Annotated in this window: 17 protein-coding genes; 8 read left to right on the top strand and 9 right to left on the bottom strand. The window is 52.4% G+C overall.

All coding sequences use genetic code 11. The features are described from left to right. Window positions 1–6 precede the first annotated feature (6 nt). Together PCI15_RS14370 and PCI15_RS14365 are read left to right on the top strand one after the other, a co-directional pair. Window positions 7–1,791 carry a BatD family protein gene (locus tag PCI15_RS14370; protein WP_271270642.1) on the top strand — a complete coding sequence of 595 codons (1,785 nt, stop codon included), beginning with the start codon at window positions 7–9 and terminating at the stop codon, window positions 1,789–1,791. A gap of 134 nt (window positions 1,792–1,925) precedes the next feature. Then, a complete protein-coding gene (locus tag PCI15_RS14365) occupies window positions 1,926–3,047 on the top strand; it encodes a mandelate racemase/muconate lactonizing enzyme family protein (RefSeq protein WP_271270641.1) in 1,122 nt (373 codons plus the stop codon). 61 nt (window positions 3,048–3,108) lie between these two features. Here the strand turns inward: PCI15_RS14365 and PCI15_RS14360 are convergent, their stop codons facing one another. Next, complete coding sequence (locus PCI15_RS14360) at window positions 3,109–3,579, bottom strand: nucleoside triphosphate pyrophosphohydrolase family protein (protein ID WP_271270640.1); 471 nt, start codon at window positions 3,577–3,579, stop codon at window positions 3,109–3,111. Between the two features lie 171 nt (window positions 3,580–3,750). Between PCI15_RS14360 and PCI15_RS14355 the strand changes: the two genes are divergently transcribed. Then, window positions 3,751–4,476, top strand: coding sequence for a PhzF family phenazine biosynthesis protein (locus PCI15_RS14355; RefSeq protein ID WP_271270639.1), 726 nt, complete (start codon window positions 3,751–3,753; stop codon window positions 4,474–4,476). A gap of 145 nt (window positions 4,477–4,621) precedes the next feature. On the opposite strand, the gene PCI15_RS14350 is transcribed toward PCI15_RS14355, so the two are convergent. Beyond that, a complete protein-coding gene (locus PCI15_RS14350; protein ID WP_271270638.1) occupies window positions 4,622–5,101 on the bottom strand; it encodes a hypothetical protein in 480 nt (159 codons plus the stop codon). Window positions 5,102–5,279: 178 nt separating this feature from the next. On the opposite strand from PCI15_RS14350, the gene PCI15_RS14345 reads away from it, so the two are divergent. Beyond that, window positions 5,280–5,858: a TetR/AcrR family transcriptional regulator gene (locus PCI15_RS14345; protein ID WP_271270637.1), complete on the top strand. Its 579-nt coding sequence runs from the start codon at window positions 5,280–5,282 to the stop codon at window positions 5,856–5,858. A gap of 97 nt (window positions 5,859–5,955) precedes the next feature. Here PCI15_RS14345 and PCI15_RS14340 read toward each other — a convergent pair whose 3' ends face one another. The 6 genes from PCI15_RS14340 to bhcA all read right to left on the bottom strand — a co-directional run bounded on the left by PCI15_RS14340 (window position 5,956) and on the right by bhcA (window position 12,349). Beyond that, window positions 5,956–6,660 carry a DsbA family protein gene (locus PCI15_RS14340; RefSeq protein ID WP_271270636.1) on the bottom strand — a complete coding sequence of 235 codons (705 nt, stop codon included), beginning with the start codon at window positions 6,658–6,660 and terminating at the stop codon, window positions 5,956–5,958. A 118-nt stretch (window positions 6,661–6,778) separates the two neighbouring features. Next, on the bottom strand, window positions 6,779–7,654 hold the full coding sequence (locus PCI15_RS14335) for an isocitrate lyase/PEP mutase family protein (RefSeq protein WP_271270635.1): 876 nt from the start codon (window positions 7,652–7,654) through the stop codon (window positions 6,779–6,781). Window positions 7,655–7,857: 203 nt separating this feature from the next. Further along, the gene (gene bhcD, locus PCI15_RS14330; protein ID WP_271270634.1) at window positions 7,858–8,844 is read right to left on the bottom strand and encodes an iminosuccinate reductase BhcD; all 987 of its coding nucleotides are present in this window, start codon (window positions 8,842–8,844) and stop codon (window positions 7,858–7,860) included. Window positions 8,845–8,913: 69 nt separating this feature from the next. Further along, complete coding sequence (gene bhcC / locus PCI15_RS14325; protein WP_271270633.1) at window positions 8,914–10,074, bottom strand: 3-hydroxy-D-aspartate aldolase BhcC; 1,161 nt, start codon at window positions 10,072–10,074, stop codon at window positions 8,914–8,916. A 110-nt stretch (window positions 10,075–10,184) separates the two neighbouring features. Continuing rightward, window positions 10,185–11,147 (bottom strand): beta-hydroxyaspartate dehydratase BhcB, encoded by a 963-nt coding sequence (gene bhcB / locus PCI15_RS14320; protein ID WP_271270632.1) that lies wholly within the window; start codon window positions 11,145–11,147, stop codon window positions 10,185–10,187. A gap of 32 nt (window positions 11,148–11,179) precedes the next feature. Further along, window positions 11,180–12,349 carry an L-aspartate--glyoxylate aminotransferase BhcA gene (gene bhcA / locus PCI15_RS14315; protein WP_271270631.1) on the bottom strand — a complete coding sequence of 390 codons (1,170 nt, stop codon included), beginning with the start codon at window positions 12,347–12,349 and terminating at the stop codon, window positions 11,180–11,182. A gap of 301 nt (window positions 12,350–12,650) precedes the next feature. Between bhcA and PCI15_RS14310 the strand changes: the two genes are divergently transcribed. The 4 genes from PCI15_RS14310 to PCI15_RS14295 all read left to right on the top strand — a co-directional run bounded on the left by PCI15_RS14310 (window position 12,651) and on the right by PCI15_RS14295 (window position 18,398). Next, window positions 12,651–13,424, top strand: a complete 774-nt coding sequence (locus tag PCI15_RS14310; protein ID WP_271270630.1) for an IclR family transcriptional regulator — start codon at window positions 12,651–12,653, stop codon at window positions 13,422–13,424. Window positions 13,425–13,846: 422 nt separating this feature from the next. Further along, window positions 13,847–16,768 (top strand): AAA family ATPase, encoded by a 2,922-nt coding sequence (locus PCI15_RS14305; protein ID WP_271270629.1) that lies wholly within the window; start codon window positions 13,847–13,849, stop codon window positions 16,766–16,768. A 667-nt stretch (window positions 16,769–17,435) separates the two neighbouring features. Continuing rightward, on the top strand, window positions 17,436–17,780 hold the full coding sequence (locus PCI15_RS14300; RefSeq protein ID WP_271270628.1) for a mannan-binding lectin: 345 nt from the start codon (window positions 17,436–17,438) through the stop codon (window positions 17,778–17,780). 174 nt (window positions 17,781–17,954) lie between these two features. Further along, the gene (locus PCI15_RS14295; protein ID WP_271270627.1) at window positions 17,955–18,398 is read left to right on the top strand and encodes a pseudoazurin; all 444 of its coding nucleotides are present in this window, start codon (window positions 17,955–17,957) and stop codon (window positions 18,396–18,398) included. Between the two features lie 43 nt (window positions 18,399–18,441). Here PCI15_RS14295 and PCI15_RS14290 read toward each other — a convergent pair whose 3' ends face one another. Next, a complete protein-coding gene (locus PCI15_RS14290; protein ID WP_271270626.1) occupies window positions 18,442–20,040 on the bottom strand; it encodes a sensor domain-containing protein in 1,599 nt (532 codons plus the stop codon). Between the last annotated feature and the right edge of the window lie 568 nt (window positions 20,041–20,608).

Below are 20,608 nucleotides of genomic sequence, written 5' to 3'. Positions count from 1 at the left end.
TTAAAGATGAAGTCATTCCGTTTTAAAACACTCACTCTGGCTGCGGCGGTGACCGCAGCCGCTATGTCGCCGGCGTTGCTGGCGGCCGGTCTGGATGCCCGGCTGAATGCACAGAAGGTTGCCGTGGGTGATAGCTTTCAGCTGATTCTGAGCACCCGTGACCCGCAGGCATCTGCGCCGGATCTGACGCCACTGGCAAAGGATTTTGCTGTGCAGGGAACGTCCCAGTCCATGCAGACCAGTATCATTAATGGCCGAAAAAGCGCTCAGCAAAGCTGGATTATTACGCTGGCAGCAAAGCATACCGGGGAGCTGACAATCCCGGCAATTTTTGCCGGTGCGGTCAGCAGTGATACTGCATCAGTGCAGGTGGTGGACATCAGCGAGATGCCTAAAGCGGTTGGTGCTGACGGCATCAGTGTCACGGTCAGCCTGGCGGATCAGTCACCGCATTATATTTATCAGGAAATTCCTGTAACAGTGAGGATGGAGGTACGTCAGCCCATACAGCAGGCGACACTAATTGCGCCACAGAGTCCGGATTTTGAGCTGACTCAGAACGGTGAAGACCGGCTGGTTCAGGGGCAGGGCGTGAACATCATTGAGCGGGATTATCTGTTACGGCCACACACCAGCGGTGAACTGACGTTGGGGCCGTTTGTACTGCAGGGGGAAGTGGCGGATGCCCGGCAGACAAGATCGCCGTTTTCAGGCTTCCCGTTTGACCGCAGCGCCATGCTTCAGCAGTTTGGCTTTGGTGGCATGTTCAGCCAGGGGAAACCGTTTAAGGTGCGTTCCGATGCGACCGGCCTGCAGATTGCCGGTAATCCGGACGCGGCTGCAGGCAGTTGGTTCCTGCCGGCCCGGGCTGTGCAGATAGAGGCCAGCTGGGAGTCTCAGAACCCGGTGTTCAGGGTAGGAGAGGCGGTAAGCCGCAAGATCAGCCTGTTGGCGTTAGGTGCCCGGCCGGAACAATTGCCGGATCTGCACATAACCGGTACTGAAGATGTGAAGCTGTATGTGGATGACAGCCGTGTTCATCAGGTGCAGAGCGCCGAAGGCACCGTTGCCCGGCGGGATACGCTGATTTCTGTGGTGCCTACTGTGCCCGGTGAAGTGACTCTGCCAGAAGTGCGGGTAAGCTGGTTGGATACCGGTAGCAGTGAGCAGAAAGAGGCTGTTTTACCGGCGCAGACCATTACCGTGGAAGGGATTGCCAGTCAGGCACAGCCTGCTCAGGTGACTGCATTACCGGCGCAGCCTGAGGCAACCGGGACCGGGGCTGCTGAGCCGGCATCTGCGGCTTCGGATGTGTTTGCTCTCCTTAAAGATAAGCGCTACGAAGCGGCTGCTTTAGCGGTTCTGCTGTTACTGACGCTGCTCATTATCAGGCAGCGCAAAGGTTCAGCCCGCCGGCAGCCTTTGGCTGATATGTCTGCCCGGGGGCAGGGGGGAAATGCCGTAAAGACCGCAGCATCTTCACCGGGGGCGGATAAAGAAACCGTACAGCTTGAAGTATTGCGCGAGGCGATCCGGGCAGGGGATAACCGTCAGATATACCTTGCCCTGCTAAGCTGGATGCGTTGGCGGCAACGGCCGCAAATGAATGCCGAACTCAACCGGGAAATAACAGCACTGGAGGCTGTGGTGTTCGGCTCTGAAGGCAGTGCCACTGTCACCTATGACAGCAGTGGTCTGACCAGGATTCTGGATACGGTCGGTACGCCGGCTAAGCGCAGCAGTGAAAAATTACCACCGCTGTATCCGGAGCAAGTCAGGCATTCTACCTGATATAAAGAGTGATGTAGCCGTTTCATAGGATTGGCAATCTTCTTCGCTTTTGTGAGAGTAAGGGGTATCTTGACTGGGCTATAAAGGAACAGTTCGATATTCAAAATCCGCAAAATCATAATAAGAAGATTGCCATGAAAATTGCCCGTATTGATGTGTTTCAGCAGGATTTACCCTACTCGGGCGGCGTATACCGGTTATCCGGCGGCCGCGAGTACCACAGTTTCGATGCTACCTTTGTCAGAATTACCACGGATACCGGCCTGGAAGGCTGGGGGGAAAGCACCCCGTTTGGCGCAACCTACATTGCCGCCCATGCACTGGGGGTGCGGGCCGGCATCGCTGAAATAGCCCCGCAACTGATCGGGCTTGATCCCCGTCATGTTGACCGGATGAATGATGCGATGGATGGCGCACTGGTTGGCCACAATCATGCCAAAACCGCGATAGATGTCGCTTGCTGGGATATCTTCGGTAAAGCAACCGGGATGCCTGTCTGTGATTTATTAGGCGGGCGTACCCGGGCAGCCATGCCAATTATCTCGTCGATTTATGCCGGTGATCCGGACGATATGCGTCGCCGCATTGCTGAACACCGGGCGCAGGGCTACCGCAGCCATTCAATTAAGGTTGGTGCGGCGGAGGCAGAAGGTGGGCCGGCGCTGGATGCTGAACGGATTACCGCTTCGCTGGCGGATCGGCAGCCTGGTGAATATTTTCTGGTGGATGCTAACGGCGGTATGTCCGTGGAACATGCGTTGCGCATGATCCGTCTGTTGCCGGCCGGGCTGGACATCGTGCTGGAGGCTCCTTGCGCAACAGTTCGGGAATGCCAGTCCCTGCGTGCCCGCTGCGATGTCCCCATTATCTGGGATGAGCTGGCGCTGGATGAAGCGGCTATAACGCAGATCGTTGCCAATGATCTGGCGGACGGCATTGGCCTGAAAATTTCCAAGAATGGCGGACTGACCCGTGGCCGCCGGCAGCGGGATATCTGTACCGCTGCAGGGCTGACCCTGAGCGTACAGGAAACCACCGGTTCTGATATTGCATTTGCCGCCATCGTCCATTTAGGCCAGACAGTCAGGCCGGAACTGTTACGTTCCGTACTTGAGTGCCGGGACATGGTGAGCCTGACAACCGCCGACGGTAATTTCAGGGTGGAGAACGGTCTGGTTATGGCACCGGACGAGCCTGGTCTGGGCATTACTCCAAGGCTGGATGTGCTGGGTGAACCTGTGGCCAGTTACGGCTGAGTATAAGAAGAGGGAATAGAGAAGCCGGACAGCCCTGGCTGTCCGGCGGACAAGGCGGTACTTAAACGAATTCCGGCTCGTGCCAGTTAATGCATTTCAGGAACTTGTGCGCCGGGTAGAACTTGCCGTCTTTACCGGTCTGGTCTTGCGCTGATTTAATAAAGGCTTCCGGCAGTTCGCCACCGCTGTATACCTGCAGGCCAACTTCTTCGCTGTAATACGCCAGGGTCTGTTCAACTTCTTCTTGTGTCTTACACAGCTTGGACAGGTTGCTTGCCTGTACGGTTGCCATGTCCTGATCGGCATCAATCCCCAGAACATGGGCCATGCCATATGTGGTGACCAGTACGTCGGCAATGGCATCACGGACTTCGCTGATATCCTGATTCTCTATACCTTCTACCAGCTCAGCCAGCTCTTCTTTTATCAGGTGTAACTGCTTGGCCGCTTTTTGCCAGTCAGGATTGGTTTTATCACCCTGAACGTTGCCAAAAACTGAGTTAAGAAAGGATACATCGCTGAAATTACTCATAGAGATTCGCCTGAAATAAATAATCTGATTGCTGCCTGACGGTGCTTACTGTAAAAAATGGAAGTAAGTCTGTCGGCAATTGGGTGAAAGCATACACCGGGCCGGCATAAATTCAGCGCAATATGATGGCGTTATTGGCGGTTCAGTGCAACCGCTTTGCAGGAGGCAGCAATGCGATTCAGAGTATTTGGGAATGCCGCCGGTCAGGGAAATCTGATGGCGATGACTGACGTGCCTGAAAATGAGGAAAACAGCGGGGTTCCGGTCCAGGTGCTGGCTGAAAACTCTGCAATAGCGGCGCGGCGTCTGCGGTTTTTTTATCCCGGTTCGAAGGAAGCGCCCCTGTGTGGTCATGCGTTATTGGGGGCTGTCCGGGCGTTGCAGATGACCGCCGGGCAGGTAGAAACCGCCGCGGGGGTGATGCAGGTACGCTGTGACGGAGAGCTTGCAGAAGTGAATTTGGGCGCACGGGAGTCCCCGGCTATCGATCTGGAAGGCTTTTCAGCCTGCTGGCTGGGGCTGATGCCGGGCAATATTCATCTTGAAGGGGTGCACAGTGCGGGTAAGGCCAAGCTGTGTATCTGGGTGGATTCACTGCAGGCACTCAATGCTGCTGAGTTTAATTTGCCGGCGCTGGCGGACTGGAATCAGGGGCGGGATTTCAGTGGTTATGTGCTGTACACCGAGCATGAAGGACAGCTGTATGCCCGGGCGACGAATCCGTTATTTAACATGCCGGAAGATCCTGCCTGCGGTGTGTGCTGTTCAGCGTTGCCACTGACCATCAGTGAGGCCGGCTGCAGCGTTATGATGGGGTTTCCGGATTATCCGAACCGTATTCACCTGCGTTGTGAGGCGGGCAATATCTGGGCCGGTGGCCGGGTAACCCCGGCCTGATCGTTAGAGGGCCGGCTCTGTATAAAAGCATTTTTTATTACGGGTGGTGTTGCAATACTGACTTCGGTTGTCCGGAGTATCTGAAGGGGCTGGCAGAATATTTCCCGAAACAGAAGATATAGATGTCCTGAAGGGAGCCTGTTACTTAGAACAGATGCCGCAGTGACATCAAAAGGAAAACGCATGTCCAGAGCAGCAGCATCAGCCAGCTCCAGTTTTTAAGCCTTCTTTGCAACATTTCCAGTTCACTGATCTGAAAATCTTTCTCAATTCCTGCAATTATTTTATGAAAATTACCTCCTATGGCCAGTGCGCCGATAAAGGCCATCACGACAGTGATCAGGAGGCCCGCATAAATGGCCCAGGGTACATTGCCAAAACCCAGTAGGAATATAAGTGCACCGCCACTTAAAATACTTCCCATGCCACTGATGGTTCCCAGCCGTCCCGCCTGTTTTTCCAGCTCAACGCTGTGTGCTTTATCTTTTTGCCGGTTCCCGGTGAACCTGTGTGACGTACCGATTTCTTTGATGATTGCCGCTAGCCAGAATGCCATGAACAGCACGTGTAATGTTTTTAACAGGAGGTAAATCATAAGGGGCCTTTTCGGTTTGATCTCTGACAAACGAAGATCCGTCAGTGCTGAACAGATCGGTAGAATTTTATGTAACCATATAGTTACTAATTGAATGGTAACTATATGGTTACTACTTGGCAAGGCCGGTCGCATATGATTAACTGTAGATGCTTGTCCGACATTTAAAGAACTTACATATAATCCAGAATAAATCCCGGTATTTCAGATGGTTAAATCAGTCAGAAACCCACATGAAACAAAGAAAAAAATACTGGAAGCCGCGCTGGAAGAGTTTTCTGAATACGGTTTTTATGGTGCAAGAGTAGACCGTATTGTTCAGTCTGCCGGTGTTAATAAGCGGATGGTTTATCATTACTTTCATGATAAGACCGGCTTATTTGAAGCCTTGATTAACGCTGAAATCGTGAAAATGAGCGAAGTTGCGCAACACGGACCGGTTGATTCCCTGGTCGAACTTTCACGGTACTGGTTGAAAAATGCCGGGGTCACCAAAGACTATTATCGCCTTTTAATGGCATCTGAAGCTGTGTCCGGTGACGATATCATGCTGAAAGATGAACATGACGCCAGTTACCGTTATTCAAAAAATATTTACTCAGATTTACTGCAAGATAAAGACGTTGATCCTGCTTACTTCCTGTTAGCGATGGTGAGTATCACGTCTTTTCCAATTATGATGCCCGGGCTTGCTAAGCTGATTACCGGCGACTCTGTTGAAACCACTGAGTTCGGGACTGCATATGAAAAAGCCCTGCTGACCCTTCTGGAAGAAAAGTACCGGTAACCGGCGGGTTGTTGTGCCGGGTAGTGACTACGAATTACCTGCAAGAGCGGTTGCGCCTGATCACTCAGAATAACCCAATTTTCGCAGGTATATCCTCTTAGGTAAGCAGGCTTATTATGTGGTCTGCAAATGCGATGGGCTGTCCATAGTAAGGCTGATGATTGATGACGCCGACACAGTTATTAGAATCAGGGCCGGCAGGGGGGGCAGATGCGGGCGCCGTTTTCTCAAGTACAAAGCCGGGATAGCCGTGCAGGTTAAAACGCTGCATCTGTGAGCGGCAGTCGTTAAACCGTTCTAGGATGCGGGGCGTTATGACGGACATGCTGTGCAGAAAATCCTGAGGGGCATTCAGTACTTCAGAGGCCCGTTGTACCAGCACCTCTTCGGCGGTGATATCTAGCCCGTCGATGTAATGCGCCTTTTGCAGGCTATGCAGCATCTCGGTGCCTTTTCCTGCTAATGCTTCAGCTGCCAGCACAGCAGCGGAAGGGGGCGTGGAATCCAGAATCCGGGAGGTATCAAACAGTAACTCCTGTTGATAGGCCTGACCGAATGTCTGACCGGTCAGGTCAGCAATGCGGGCATCGTGGTGGCTGGCCATCGCCCGGAACCGGTCTGAAACCGGCAGGCAGTTTGGCTGGCTGAACAGGCCGCCCGGGTGCAGATGAATATTCAGCTGTATATCCTGTCCGGCCAGTTCAGGGGCCAGGCGTTTTGCCTGATTCAGCAGGGGGGCGGCGCCGTAGCACCAGCCACATAAAGGGTCGAAGTAATAGTGCAGGGTATAGTTTCGGGACACGGTATTGTCGTCAGTTTCTGAGTACAGAGGGGTACTCTAAAACTGACGGCGCGGGGAATATAGTCGCCTGCCAGCAACAGATTGTTGCATGATCCGGCAGAATGAAGCCGCTGGAAGGTTAATTGTCCGGAGTGACATAGTCGTTAATCAGGGCGTCATAGTGTGACTGGCGTGAATATTCACTGATCAGTGCTTTCGCGGAGGCATCGGTATGGCGTAATTCAGCCGTTGGATGGTGTCGGAGATGTAACGCCTGTAATGACCGGTAGGTAGCCTGAACGGCGGCCTCGTACGCCAGATGCCCCTGCAGGCGGATTCTGACCTTGTTATCAGTCAGCATCTGCTGGTTGCCTAAATCAACCTCACCGTAGGTAATCAGCATCAGTGGCAGATGGGTGCTGGTGGCGATCTGACCTAAAACGTCTTTGTCGGTGAGCCCGAAGATACACAGGCCGTCGATGCCGGTCGCACTGTAGGCTTTTACTCTTTCCAGTATTGCATCCACCGGCTGGCCCGGCAGTGCATGGGTGCGGGCAAAGATTGCAAATTCAGGGTCCCGACGTGTTTGCAGGGCTGCTTTCAGTTTACTGCAGGCTTCATCAACCGGGATCAGTTGCTGTGCAGAACCCTTATAGGCGCGGGGTAAAACAGTATCTTCCAGTGTCACCAGTGAGGCGCAGGCATATTCCAGCGCTTCGACGGTTCTGACAACGTTAAGGGCGTTTCCGTAGCCGTTATCACCGTCCACAATGACCGGCAGAGCAGATGCCCGGCATACCCTGCGGGCCTGTTCAACCAGCTCACTGAGTGTCAGCTGACAGATGTCCGGTACGCCAAGGGTCATCAGGGATGTGACAGAGCCTCCCAGAATACCGGTCTGAAAGCCAATATCCTCTGCCATCCGTGCGGACATGGGATCAAACACAGAGGCGCAGGGAATACATTGGTTGTCGTCAAGCAGGGCGCGCATGCGCCTTCGGGCGGTTTTTTTCATGCTGTGTGCTCCTAAATTCAGTGCAGGAAAAAAACACCCCTCCGGCGAAGGAAGGGGTGTTTGGCTGCCTGTTCAGGCAGCCGGGGCATCGCTGCATGTACCGGCGGACAGGGAGTAACTCCTGACTGCTTATGGACGTCAGCTGTAGCAGGAGAGGCCGGCAGGTTCAGCGATATACCGGAAGCAGACGCCGTGATGTCTGCTTACAGTTCGGTCCAGTCGGCTTTGTTCTGAGCAATGGCCAGTTCAGCGGCCGCCGAGGCGACTGCCAGATCCTGCAGGCCTACACCGGTGCCATCAAACAGGGTGATTTCATCATCAGAACGGCGGCCCGGGTGGCTGGCGTTGATGACTTCACCGATGGGGGTAATATCACTGGGGCTCAGGCTGCCATTGCCAACGGCATGCTGTGCTTCACCTATGGTCACCGACTGTTCGGTCTCGTCGGTAAATACGGTAGCGGCGACCAGCAGTTGCGGATCAACTTCCTGTTTACCTTTGGTGTCGGTGCCCATGCAGGCGATGTGGGTGCCGGGTTTGATCCAGTCTTTCTTCAGCAGTGGTTCAAAGGCCGAGGTGATGGTGATAATCACGTCAGCCTGAGCCCCCAGTGTTTCGCGGCTGACCGCTTCGAATGGTAAGCCCAGTTCCTCGCAGACCGCCTGCAGCCTTGGCAGGTATTCCGGGTGCGGGTTCCAGGCAACCACTTTTTCAAAGTTGCGTTGCTCCACGGCAGCCCGCAGCTGGAATGTTGACTGGTGGCCTGCGCCGACCATTCCGAGCACTTTGGCATCTTTACGGGCCAGGTGGGCAATCGATACCGCGGAAGATGCCGCCGTACGGACAGCGGTCAGGTAATTACCGCCGACCAGCGCTTTCAGCTTGCCGGTGTCCGGATCGAACAGGATCACCGTGGACTGGTGGTTGGTCAGGCCGTTGGCAGCATTGCCTGGCCAGTAGCCCCCGGATTTCACCCCCAGTACCTGACCGGCCCGGTCGAAACCGGATTTAAATCCGTACAGGGCATCGGCATGGCCAATGGCTTCACGGACAACCGGAAAGTTACAGGCGTCATTTTTGGCCATGGCAGCAAAGATATTTTCAACGGCGGTGAATGCTTCCGGGCGGCCAACGATGGCTTCGCAGACAGCTTCGGAAACAATGGCAACGCCTTTATTCTGAGTAGTCATTCAGTGACTCCTTTCAGGTGTTGTGTGCCGGTTGCCCGGCACAGCAGATCAGGATGTTAATGGTGGTGCTCAGTAAGCCTTGCCGCGGGCAGATACCGGCCACAGGGTTTCAACCTTGCCGCCGCGTACGCCGACGTACCAGTCGTGAACGTTACAGGTCGGGTCACAGTGGCCGGGTACCAGTTTCAGTTTCTGGTTTACTTTCAGTGCGCCGTCCGGGTCGGCAATCACGCCGTGTTCATCGGAACACTTGATGTATTCAACATCGTCGCGGCCGAAGATATACGGCAGGCCGCTGTCCACTGACTGGGCTTTCAGCCCGGCATCACAGATGGCTTTATCGGCTTTGGCGTGGCTCATGACCGACGTCAGGATGAACAGTGAGTTTTCGAATTCTGAGATACGTTCGCCGTTTTCGTCATGAATGGTCTGGTAATCCGCATCCATGAAGGCGTATGAACCACACTGCAGTTCATTGAATACACCGGAATTGCCTTCGAAGTAGTAAGAGCCGGTGCCGCCACCGCCGACGATGTCGCACTCCAGCCCTTCTGATTTCAGCAATTCGATGGACCGGGCCACCATTTCGACTGCGATATCAATCTTTTCTTTACGTTCGCTGTAGTTTTGCAGGTGTTGCATAGCGCCCTGATAGGCTTGAATACCGGCAAACTTCAGACCCGGTGCAGCAGCAATGGCTTTGGCCAGTTCAACTACCGGTTCACCGGCGGCCACACCGCAGCGGCCGGCACCGCAGTCGATCTCTACCAGGCATTCAATTTCAGTGCCGTGGGTCTGGGTCGCTGCTGACAGTTCGGCGACGTTATCGATGTCATCGACGCAGCAGATCGTCCGTGCACCCAGTTTCGGCAGTTGTACCATACGGTCGATTTTTGCCGGGTCACGTACCTGATTGGAAACCAGTACGTCACGGATACCGCCACGGGCAAATACTTCTGCTTCTGATACTTTCTGGCAGCAAACACCGCAGCTGTCCCCCAGGCGTTCCTGTAACAGGGCGATATCGACGGACTTGTGCATCTTGCCGTGCACCCGGTGGCGAACACCCATTTCACGGGCGTAGCGACCCATGGTACGGATGTTGTTTTCCAGGGCATCCAGATCAACCACCAGGCAGGGGGTCTGGATATCTGCTTCGTTCATGCCGATTGCCGCCGGGATGTCATAACCTACTTCCGGGGTGGCCGGTACATTGTTTTGTGCTGTCATGGGATTCTCCAAATGAATTTTCCTTACCCGGCAGTACTCTCAGCAAGTGAGAGGCGTGCTGTTGTGCAGAGACTGACCGGGGGCAGATAGTTGTTCGGTTAACGGGATGTTTACAGCCAGGGCAGTTTGTCGAGATCGACATTGCCGCCGGTGATAATCACGCCGACGCGTTTGCCCCGGAATACATCCGGATTCTTCAGGATGGTTGCCAGCGGCACTGCGCTGCTGGGTTCCATCACGATTTTCATGCGCTTCCAGATGAGCTTCATGGCCTCCACAATCTCGGTTTCTGTGGCCGTCAGAATGTCTGTGACGTGGTTGCTGACGAAGTGCCAGGTGAGATCTTTCAGCGGTACTTTTAAACCGTCGGCAATGGTCTGTGGGGCATCGTCAGCAATGATGTGACCGGCCCGGAAAGAGCGGGCAGCGTCATCGGCATTCAGCGGTTCTGCCGCATAGATTTTTATGTCAGGGGCGATGCTGGACAGGGTCAGACAGGTACCGGAGATCATCCCGCCACCGCCTATCGGTGCGATAACCGTATCCAGATCATCTACCTGATCCAGTAACTCCCGGGAGCAGGTTGCCTGGCCGGCGATGACCCGCGGATCGTTATACGGGTGAATGAAGTCCGCTCCGGACTGAGCAACCATGTCGGCAAATACCGCTTCCCGTGAACTGGTTGAAGGCTCGCATTCGACGATCTTCCCGCCGTAGCCGATAACCGCATCTTTCTTTGCCTGCGGTGCGGTCCGCGGCATCACCACTGAAACAGGGATGCCGCGCTGGCCAGCAGCGTAAGAAAGCGACAGGGCGTGGTTACCGGAAGAGTGGGTGGCCACACCAACTGCCGCCTGTTCTTCGCTGAGACCAAACACAGCATTACAGGCACCGCGCACTTTGAACGCACCGGCTTTCTGAAAGTTTTCGCACTTAAAGAACAGCTCTGCGCCGGTCAGCTCATTGATGAAACGCGAGGTCAGGACTGGCGTTTCATGGATGTAGGGTCTGATACGCTCGTGGGCGATCTTCACATCATCCCAGGTCGGTATGATCATTGTTTGTTCAGACATGATGTACCTCTTATCTGCAGTTTGAAGACGCCTTACGCGGCGGTCTGGCGGAAATACTCCTGGGCGGCACGTACACCGCTGCCCAGTTCTATCGGGTAATCCAGGTCGGCCATCGCCATTTCAATGGTGGCAAGTCCGGACAACACCATGACGTCGGTCAGTGATCCAAGGTGGCCGATACGGAATGCCTTGCCGTTCATTTCGCCCAGGCCGATGCCGAAAGAAACGCCGTATTTGCTGAAGGCGTGTTCCGTTAAGCGGTTACTGTCAAAGCCTTCCGGTACGTAAATGGCGCTGACCGTGTTGGAATAAAGCGCCGGTGAGTTGGCGCATAATTTCAGTCCCCAGGCTGATACTGCTTTGCGGACACCTTCAGCCAGGCGGTGATGGCGGGCGTAAACCTGTTCCAGACCTTCTTCAAACAGCATGCTGAGGCTTTCTTTCAGGCCGTAAATCAATTGCAGGGGCGGTGTGTAAGGGAAGCCGCCGGTGGCGTTGGCAGCCAGCATGTCGCGAAAGTCAAAAAAGGTCCGTGGCAGGGTGGCGGTTTCCATGGCGGCCAGCGCTTTCTGGCTTACTCCCAGAATGGCCATGCCGGTTGCCAGCATGAAACCTTTCTGCGAGCCGGATACGGCGATGTCTACACCCCAGGCATCCATTTCGAAAGGGACTGAAGCCAGTGAGCTGACACAGTCAACAAACATCATGGCCGGGTGACCGGCGCTGTCCATTGCCCGGCGAACTGCGGCGATATCACTGAGGACACCGGTTGCTGTTTCGTTATGGGTTACGAGGACTGCTTTGATCGCTTGCTGGCTGTCGCCCCGGAGCACTTCTTCGAACTGGTCTGCCGGAGCACCGCTGCCCCAGCTGCATTCGATGATCTGTACATCCAGACCGTGCCGTTCGCAAAGGTCGATCCAGCGGTGCGAAAACATGCCGTAGCGGGCAATCAGGACTTTGTCACCCGGGGACAGGGTGTTGCAGATAGCCGCTTCCCAGCCACCCGTACCGCTCGCCGGGAAGGTGATAATTTCACCGCTGTCGGTACCAAACACTTTTTTGCAGTCGCGCAGGACGGGGGCAAAGGTTTCTACAAAATCAGGGGCGCGGTGATCGCGGCTCTGAATGTGCATTGCGTTGCGTAACCGGTCCGGGATGTTGGTCGGGCCGGGAATAAAAACGGGATTCTGATCTGCCATGATTGCTCTGCCTAAAGTTGATAGTTGGACCCTCGGCCTGATAACGGCTGCGGTGGTCAGTTACTATTTAACTTATGGGTCAGGTTTTTATATCGCAATACGCAAGATTGTCATAATGTGAAAATTATTGATTTTTTGGAGTTTTGTTGTTTATATTGTTGTTTTTAAACAATTTTATATTTTAAGTCCAGCTTTCATAATGCGAAAATGGAAAGTTGTGTGTTGTATAGTGAAAATATCTGCTGCATTATGAAATGGTTTCCCATTGCAATTACGTTTCAGACCTTCGGAGAGCAGGCAGATGTCTCAGGAAAAAAATAAAGAGAAGCCGGAAGCGCGCATTCAGGTGATTGACCGTGCAGCAACCTTACTGGATTCAATTTCACGTTATTCAAAACCGGTGAAGCTGAAGGTGTTAAGTGCTGATACCGGGCTGCATCCTTCAACTGCGCACCGCATTTTGCATTCGCTGATCGATAACCGTTTTGTAGAACGTAATGGCAGTGGAGAGTACCGTCTGGGGCAGCGTTTGCTACAGCTGAGCAACCGCCTGCATACGGACATTGATCTACGTGCAGTGGCATTACCTTTTATGGAAAAGTTGCGGGATAAGACCGGTGAAACGGTCAATCTGACGATCCGTGAAGGGGATGTGGTGATTTATTTTGAAAAGGTCACCCCAAACCGGATGATGCATGTTCAGCAGATTATTGGCAGCCGTGCGCCGCTGCATGTGACAGGAGTGGGTAAGCTGATGCTCGGCTCAGGCGGGGAAGAGGAAATTGCGAATTACGCTCAGCGGACCAATTTACCGGCTTATACCCGCAATACATACTCATCATTGCCGGCACTGACCGACGAGTGTCTGAAAAGTGTTGCTCAGGGTTATGCTTTAGATAATGAAGAGGCTGAAATTGATGTCGGTTGTATTGGCGTATTGTTATACGACCGGACCGGTAATATTACCGCGGGACTGTCCGTTTCAGCACCGATTGAGCGGCGCAAAAATGCCTGGATTGAAGATTTGCAAGCGGCTGGCAAGGCTATTTCTGCTCAACTTGGTTATGAAAACTGAGTCACGGGCTTCTTTTCTGAGGATTTGCTGCAACAATTAATTAACAGACTGTTGGAATCAACAGGTGTGTTACCTGCGATTGTCAGGTATATTTTGCGTATAGGGATTCGTTTGTTTTTTGCATGGCTAGCGTTTGAGTTTAAACGTTTCTGTGGGGACAGTCGGCGGCAACTGGCAGCGAATCCGTCATTTCAGGGCTCTTGCATTCCGGTGCAGCGAATACCGCTGCAGGTGCCTGTCTGACTGTTCTCCCGTGTGTGACATAAGTATTAGAATAATAAAGTGTTTCATCGGCTGAATATGCCCGATCAAAGCCTGGTAAATGGCTTGTTTCTGTATTAGTTGATGGCCATTTTCTGTTTTAAAGTCTGATTCGTTCAGCAGGTTGTTTAACAGGTTTTACCTGGTTCAGGATTTGAAGCATGACAAAACAAAAAGACCGGCAGATTTTTATTGACGGTACAAGACTGAAACGTCTCCGGCGGGAGCACGGCCTCAGTCAGGAGGCTTTGGCAGATGCCTGTGAGCGTCAGCATTTGCGTATCTCTATCGCAACAATTAAGCGTGCGGAAACTAATAAGCCGGTAACCCTGCGTACATTGCATAATCTGGCAGAGTATTTTTCAGTACCACACCTTGAATTGTCATTGCACAAAGAGCAGTACGATTTGGCGGAAGGACAGGCGCTTTTACAGAACCGCCTGAGTGTTGTTGCGGTTGTTAAGGTGACTGATGCTGAGCAAAATGCTGTCATACAGCAGCAACTGAATGATTTATCTCCGCTGTTTGTCAAACAGCACGGCGCTTATGTTATCGCGGCGTTCAGCCAGTATGTGGCTGTGCCGGGCTCAGGGAACAGTGGCCGGGCGCATATTCTGCTGCTGCTTGAACACATGCTGACGGAACGGCCTGCTTCACTGCTGTCACCGCACTTTTGTCTGATCTCACTGGAGCAGTTACACCATGACGGCAAGGCGTATACTCTGCCAAACAGTGATGTCAGCAGGTTACTTGACGATGCTATGTATGTCCCGGCCAACAAAATTGTGGTCGGTGATCAGCTGAAGTTTCTGTATGACCTGCAGTTTGATTTTTCTCCGCTGCAGCCGGATCAGTCTGGCTGGTGGGTTATCGAAGGTGCAACCAGCAGAGAAGAGCGGCAAGTTCCCCTCTATGGCCGTGAGAAAGAACTCAGCCGCTTACAGGGGCAGTTCGACGTCAGTCTGGGGGAGAGCAGGTTAACCCTTAACTGTCTGGCCGGCGACTCCGGTATGGGTAAGACCCGGATGCTGGAAGAAATGTCGGGCTATGCACAAGACCGGGGAATGCGGGTCATTCGCCTGGACGCCGAGCAGTATGAAACTGACTGGCGTCTGTCGCTGATCAATCGTCTTGAACAATGGCAACCAGAGGGGCTGAGTGAAGACAGTGATGTGTTGCTTGCCACCCTGGAGAATATGCCAGGCGGGCTGGCGTTACTGATCGATAATATCCACCTTTGTGTATCTGACACGTTAGAACAACTGGCTGAGTTAAGTGAGACCCTGAAGGGCTTCCCCGTGGCGGCGGTGATTACCAGTACTTTCCGTTATTCTGACCGGGTTATCCGTTTACTGAATCCGGATTCCTTTATCGCGTTATCCCGTTTAACCGTCGCCGAATGTGAAAAGCTGGCGGGGCACTTTAAACATCATTCCCGGGAATGGCTGCAGCAGAGCATTGCCCGTTCTAACGGGGTGCCATTTTATCTCAACTTATTGCTGGAACAGGTTGATCCTGACAGCCAGCAAATGCCTGAGTCTATCCAACTGGTGTTGGAAGAGCAGTTATTTGCCCTCAGTTCCGGTGAGTTACAGGCCATGCAGTACCTGGCGCTGGCCGGCGCTTCTTTACCGCTTGATGTGCTCTATGTGCTGGCGGGACAGTCTGATCTGAAAGCCCTGCGACAGTCACAACTGGTACGGACAACTTCAGACGGCCAGCTGGAAATTGCAAACCGGCTGATACGTGAGTTGGTGGTTGAAACCCTGAAGGATGAAGACCGTTCCGAACACCACGGGCAACTGGCCGATGAAGTTGAGAAGGCCATGATGGACGGTAAATTGTCTGAGCAGACACCGTCCCGTGACCGGCTACGCATGGAGTGGTTATACCGTCAGTTTAAACTGGCCGGTAATTATTTCCGGGCGGTGGTGTATCAGGCCCGTTATGCCAACCTGCTGATTGCTGCAGACAGTTACAGTGAAGCTGAAGCACAGTTGCTGGAAGCCCGTGATTTACTGGTTACAGCGGCATTGCCTGAACACTGTACCCGGGGGAAATATACGCCGGAACAGTGCGAAGACCTTAAGCTGGACCTGCTGTTCTATCTGGCGAACGTTTATAAAATGCGTTATGGCTGGTATTCCCCGGTGATCAGCGATGTGTATGCTGAAATCCTTGACCTGTGTGACCGGACCAAGAGTTATCACCGGAAAGTAAACGGATTATTCAGGGTCTGGACAATTGCGCTGATGCGGTTGGATATTCCTGAAGCCATTGGCTACGCTCAGGAGGCTTTGGCGTTATCTGAGCAACTGGAAGACAGCGCCTGTAAAATGCAGGCGCTGACGGCTCTTGGCAATACCTGCTTCTGGGCTGGCCGGGCTAAGGATGCTTTCCGGCACTCCAGCCTGGCATTAGAGCAGTATGAGCCGGATATTCTGGAGTCGGCACTGGAAATCGAAGGCCAGGATCCCCGCATGATAGCCTGGTGCTTTAAATGTCTGAGTGCTTTGCAGTTGCAGGATGAGCAGGCGGAGTCTTATCTGGAAGAAATGATCGCAACCAGCCGTGAAGTCGGACATATGTTCAGCCTTGCAATTGCTTTACAGGCCGGTGCCTGGTTCTGCTGGAAGCAGCGTAATGTAGAGAAAACCCTTGAGTATGCCGCTGAGCTTGAAGTGCTGACGGAAGAAAATGCCTTTCCGTTTTACCAGGGCATTGCCGCCTTATTTAAGGGCTGGGCCGAATATCAGCAAAATCCGGATGAGAAACATATTCTGACCATTTCAACGGCATTTCAGCGTTGGTTATCCAGCACCGGATTCCGTCTGACCCATTCGCTTTATGCTGCGCTGATCAGTGATGTACTGATCAGTCACGGGCAGCAACAGGAAGCAGTTAAGGTGCTGGAAGAAGCCATCGGGCTGGCCGAGCAGCAGGGGGCTAACTGTTATCTGCCGGAACTGTATTATCTGATGTCCCGTACGGTGGGCGATAATTCCTTTGTGGCTTCCGAATGGGTACAGAAAGCCCGTCTTCATTTTTCCTGCACTCCACTTCAGCACAGTTTATTTGGTTGATTCTCTGCCGCCGGTTATCCGTACCGGCGGCTCATTTCACGGCCTTTCATTGCCTTGTTTTACATCTAATAGTTAACAATTGTTTAATAATTGATCAATAATGGCGTTTAGTCTCTTTTTGCCCCTGCAACTGATACCAAGATGATACTTTTTAAAATTCAGGCTTTGTTAGACTTATTTGTACGGAGAGATCATTGCAGCAGTCAGAGAGGGAGCGTGTCAGGATGACATAACGCCAATGACAAGGAAGCTGGTCGAAGCGACAGGAATTACTGCAAAGGAACTGAAAAGTTCAGGGATGAGCGCTGCATCAGGATGTATGCATGAATGGATCTGGGGGACGGAGTTCACCCATTCATGGACGAGCAGGATAATTTGCCTCTGTTAGGATGAGGCGCTCATGGATTGATTCAGGGACGATAGGCTTTAAGGACAGAGTCACTTCACGGACGGGAGCTTCGTTATGGATGATTTTATACGGGGTGGTATGGGCGCATACCATCCCGTAAATCGCCTGATCAGATCAGCGCCTTCCTGCTTTTTGCGAACTTCACCATCGGGTGGCCGTTTGCACTCTATTTACGATAGTCAGATTTATGTCATTTGATACCAGGCTGACAGAAATACTCAGGATGTGAGTACAGCCAGTGCACAACAGGGAATCGTGATGTCTAGCTACAAAGTCAGTTTGCCCGCAGGCCCTATCTGGAACCAGGCGGATGCCGAAAAGAAAGCACCCATGATTGCGGCAGCGCATCAGGGCGTCTGGACCGGCGTCTGGAATACCGTAGTTGAAGGCAAGATGAGTGTGGTAGAGGTTGAGTTAAGCGGTAACCAGCAAGGCGAAAATGAGCTGGTAACAACTGTACCCGCCGGGCCACTCTGGAGCGATGACGAAGCACAGGAAATAGGACCTGTACTGGCCGCGTCATACGGCGCTGAATTCACCGGGCGCTGGGAGTCCGTTGTTCAGGGAGAGATGAGTATTATAGAGATCAGATATGTCTTCTGACATCTTCTGATGACAAGATCAGATAAAGAAACGGTTGCTGTTATGGCAGCCGTTTTTTTTTGTTCGCAGATAATTATACTTTAATGTAAATAATAATGATTATCAGGTGCTTTAGGTTCATGAGTGGCGTACCCTATGGCCAGATTATTTCATTCAGTTAAACAGGAGGTTGTTATGAAACTGAAAAATCTGCTGGGTGCTGCGCTGATGTGCCTGACAACAGGCGCATGGGCAGCGGAAATCATTGTTGAAATGAAAAATGCCGGTGCTGACGGTGCCATGGTCTTTGAGCCTGCGGTGGTGAAAGCGGAAGTGGGTGATACCGTGACGTTTGTGCCGACGGATATGGCTCATAACTCAGAGTTGGTGCCGGGGCTGGCACCGTCGGGAGCAGCAAGCTGGAAGGGCGGAATTGGTCAGGCAGTATCAGTCACGCTGGATAAAGAAGGGGTGTATGTTTATCAGTGTCTGCCGCACGTCATTATGGCGATGGTCGGTGTGATCGTGGCCGGAGAACCGGATAATCTGGATCAGGTTATCGCGGACTCTGCCGCTTTGAAGGGGCGTTTTGTCATGAATAAGGACCGTTTGGATACCTATTTGGAACAGGCAAAATAGTGCTGTTATCTACTTGCCGGAAAGCGGATGCGCTTTCCGGTTTTCACAGGTCGGTTTTCCGGTTGCTAACCAGTGGCTGCTGCTGTTGGCTGATCCGGTAAGTACCTCGGCCGGCAAGTTTAGCGTCATACATAGCCATATCGGCGGCCCGTATCATATCTTCAGGTTTATACAGGATTTCTGAAGACAGACAGATGCCAATACTGGCGTTGATACTAAGAATTTCCCCTTTGATATCAAATGGATGTGAAAGGGCATCAATAATACGGTGCGCCGTTTCCTGGCTCCTGCTGGCCTGGTTATCATCCTGTAACAGCACGATAAATTCATCACCCCCCACCCGGGCAACCAAATCTTCCCCACGGATAGTGTGGCGCATACGCTTACCTACCAGCGCCAGCAGTTCATCACCTACCTGATGGCCAAGGGTGTCGTTAACCACTTTGAAGTGATCCAGATCGACAAACAGCAGCGCATAACGCTGGGTGTGATGATTTTTCATGAGCCGGTCTATCTGCCGGTTGAGTAATACTCTGTTAGGCAGACCGGTGACACTGTCATGATTGACCTGGTGAATCAGTTTTTGCTGGGCATTCAGGCGTTCCAGTACGCTGCCAATGATGCCACTCAGCGTACCCAGGATGTCCAGGAGCCGGTGTGAGTTTGAATCCGGTACTGAGGCAGCGGCATTGAGCACTGCGATGATACGGTTTTCACAGCGGACAGGAATACTCCAGGCGCAGTTCATTCCCCGTTCACTCAGACACTGATGTTCAGGGTAGGGGGAGTCGGCAAGCTGAGAGAAATACATGGGTTTCTGGGAATTCATCACCTGCTGCAGCGCCGTTCCCTGAGCAGGCATACTCAGGCAATTCATAACTTCATTCCCTGCCAGAACGGTTATCTCAAAGATATCCTGCTCCGGACAATACGCAGCATAGCTGATGCGCTGTGAAGGCATCATAACCTGCAGCGTACGGGTGGTGATTTCCAGTGTTTCAGTGACCGATGTTACTGTTGACAGTTGCTGGGCCAGCCGGCTGAGATTCTCTAACTGGGTGGCATAAAACCGGTAATGGCTGACGGCTTTCTGACGGTCTTCGAGTAATCGCTGACGTTCAATGTTGGCAGAAACCAGCTGAGCAATCAGTTCAAGTAACTGTAATGAAACCCGGTTAAATCCTGTGTGGCTGCGGTGGCCTGAATTGATAGCGCCAATGGCGTTATCATGAATAATCAGGGGGGCATTGATGATGCTGCGCAGGCCGTCCTTATAGAGGATCTGTCCGTCAGTTTCTGTTGTGGTTGCGTGTAGCTGATGGATTTGCCCCTTGCACAGTTTAAATGCCCGGCCGGTAAAGGTGTTTTCCACGGTCAGTGATTTCCCCATCGGCAGCGTGCCGTGCTGACCATGCAGTGTGAAGATGTCCAGTTGATGGGTCTCAGGGTTATGTAATGTGACACTGGCACGGTCATTGGGAATCAGGGCTTTCAGGCTGTTGGCAAGGATGGAATAAATCTGTTGCTCTGAAGGGGCGGTAATAATTGCGCTGATAAAACGGGCCAGAGCTATGCTTACCTCAGAGGATAAGGCGAAGGGTTGTTCCGAAATTGCAGCCTGCTGATCCGACACAGTTGACATAGTAATTCAGAGTTGCCGATGGCGATAATTGCAATTCAGTATAGCCCCGGAACCGGTAAATGTCGTATTTGTCTGAAAAGTCCGGTGTATTTAATTGATATGTGCGTTTGAATTAAGTTATTGAATTTTAGATAATTTTTGAATAATAGGCCGGATGTGTCTGGCAGAAGCTGTGAAGGCAAGGGGGAGCAAAACAAAAAGCTACCCGTCTGAAAGGTGGGTCGTGGGAGTTCAGACAGATAGCTTTTCGTATAACTAAGTATAGGTGGAATGTGCCGGTTCGCTATTTTCTCGTTAAGAAATCTGTATATTCAGATTAATAACCTTAAATTTCAATTGCTTATGTATAGGGGTTTTCACCTAAAAGCTCATGCTGCAGGTCAATTTTAAACAGACTGTCCGGCGTAAGATTGACGTTGCGATTTGGTTTGAGATGGGATGGGTACCGGATGCCTGCTGGCGTATCGACATGCCGACTATATTACCAGGCCGATTTCCCTATTTTACAGATGTACTTAAAACCGGAAATACCAGCGTTTGTCAGCATCCGTAGTACCCGGTTATCAGT

The organism is Aliamphritea hakodatensis, assembly GCF_024347195.1.
Classification (GTDB): Bacteria; Pseudomonadota; Gammaproteobacteria; order Pseudomonadales; family Balneatricaceae; genus Amphritea; species Amphritea hakodatensis.
The sequence above is the reverse complement of the archived record's forward strand: the minus strand, read 5'-3'. Positions and strand labels throughout refer to the sequence as shown.

Excerpts from the sequence above, each read along its gene's own strand:
- PCI15_RS14305 (WP_271270629.1), top strand. The coding sequence starts at position 13,847 with ATGACAAAACAAAAAGACCGGCAGATTTTTATTGACGGTACAAGACTG.
- PCI15_RS14335 (WP_271270635.1), bottom strand. The coding sequence starts at position 7,654 with ATGAAAAAAACCGCCCGAAGGCGCATGCGCGCCCTGCTTGACGACAAC.
- PCI15_RS14310 (WP_271270630.1), top strand. The coding sequence starts at position 12,651 with ATGTCTCAGGAAAAAAATAAAGAGAAGCCGGAAGCGCGCATTCAGGTG.
- bhcD (WP_271270634.1), bottom strand. The coding sequence starts at position 8,844 with ATGACTACTCAGAATAAAGGCGTTGCCATTGTTTCCGAAGCTGTCTGC.
- PCI15_RS14290 (WP_271270626.1), bottom strand. The coding sequence starts at position 20,040 with ATGTCAACTGTGTCGGATCAGCAGGCTGCAATTTCGGAACAACCCTTC.
- bhcA (WP_271270631.1), bottom strand. The coding sequence starts at position 12,349 with ATGGCAGATCAGAATCCCGTTTTTATTCCCGGCCCGACCAACATCCCG.
- PCI15_RS14370 (WP_271270642.1), top strand. The coding sequence starts at position 7 with ATGAAGTCATTCCGTTTTAAAACACTCACTCTGGCTGCGGCGGTGACC.
- PCI15_RS14345 (WP_271270637.1), top strand. The coding sequence starts at position 5,280 with ATGGTTAAATCAGTCAGAAACCCACATGAAACAAAGAAAAAAATACTG.
- bhcC (WP_271270633.1), bottom strand. The coding sequence starts at position 10,074 with ATGACAGCACAAAACAATGTACCGGCCACCCCGGAAGTAGGTTATGAC.
- PCI15_RS14360 (WP_271270640.1), bottom strand. The coding sequence starts at position 3,579 with ATGAGTAATTTCAGCGATGTATCCTTTCTTAACTCAGTTTTTGGCAAC.
- PCI15_RS14355 (WP_271270639.1), top strand. The coding sequence starts at position 3,751 with ATGCGATTCAGAGTATTTGGGAATGCCGCCGGTCAGGGAAATCTGATG.
- bhcB (WP_271270632.1), bottom strand. The coding sequence starts at position 11,147 with ATGTCTGAACAAACAATGATCATACCGACCTGGGATGATGTGAAGATC.
- PCI15_RS14365 (WP_271270641.1), top strand. The coding sequence starts at position 1,926 with ATGAAAATTGCCCGTATTGATGTGTTTCAGCAGGATTTACCCTACTCG.
- PCI15_RS14300 (WP_271270628.1), top strand. The coding sequence starts at position 17,436 with ATGTCTAGCTACAAAGTCAGTTTGCCCGCAGGCCCTATCTGGAACCAG.
- PCI15_RS14295 (WP_271270627.1), top strand. The coding sequence starts at position 17,955 with ATGAAACTGAAAAATCTGCTGGGTGCTGCGCTGATGTGCCTGACAACA.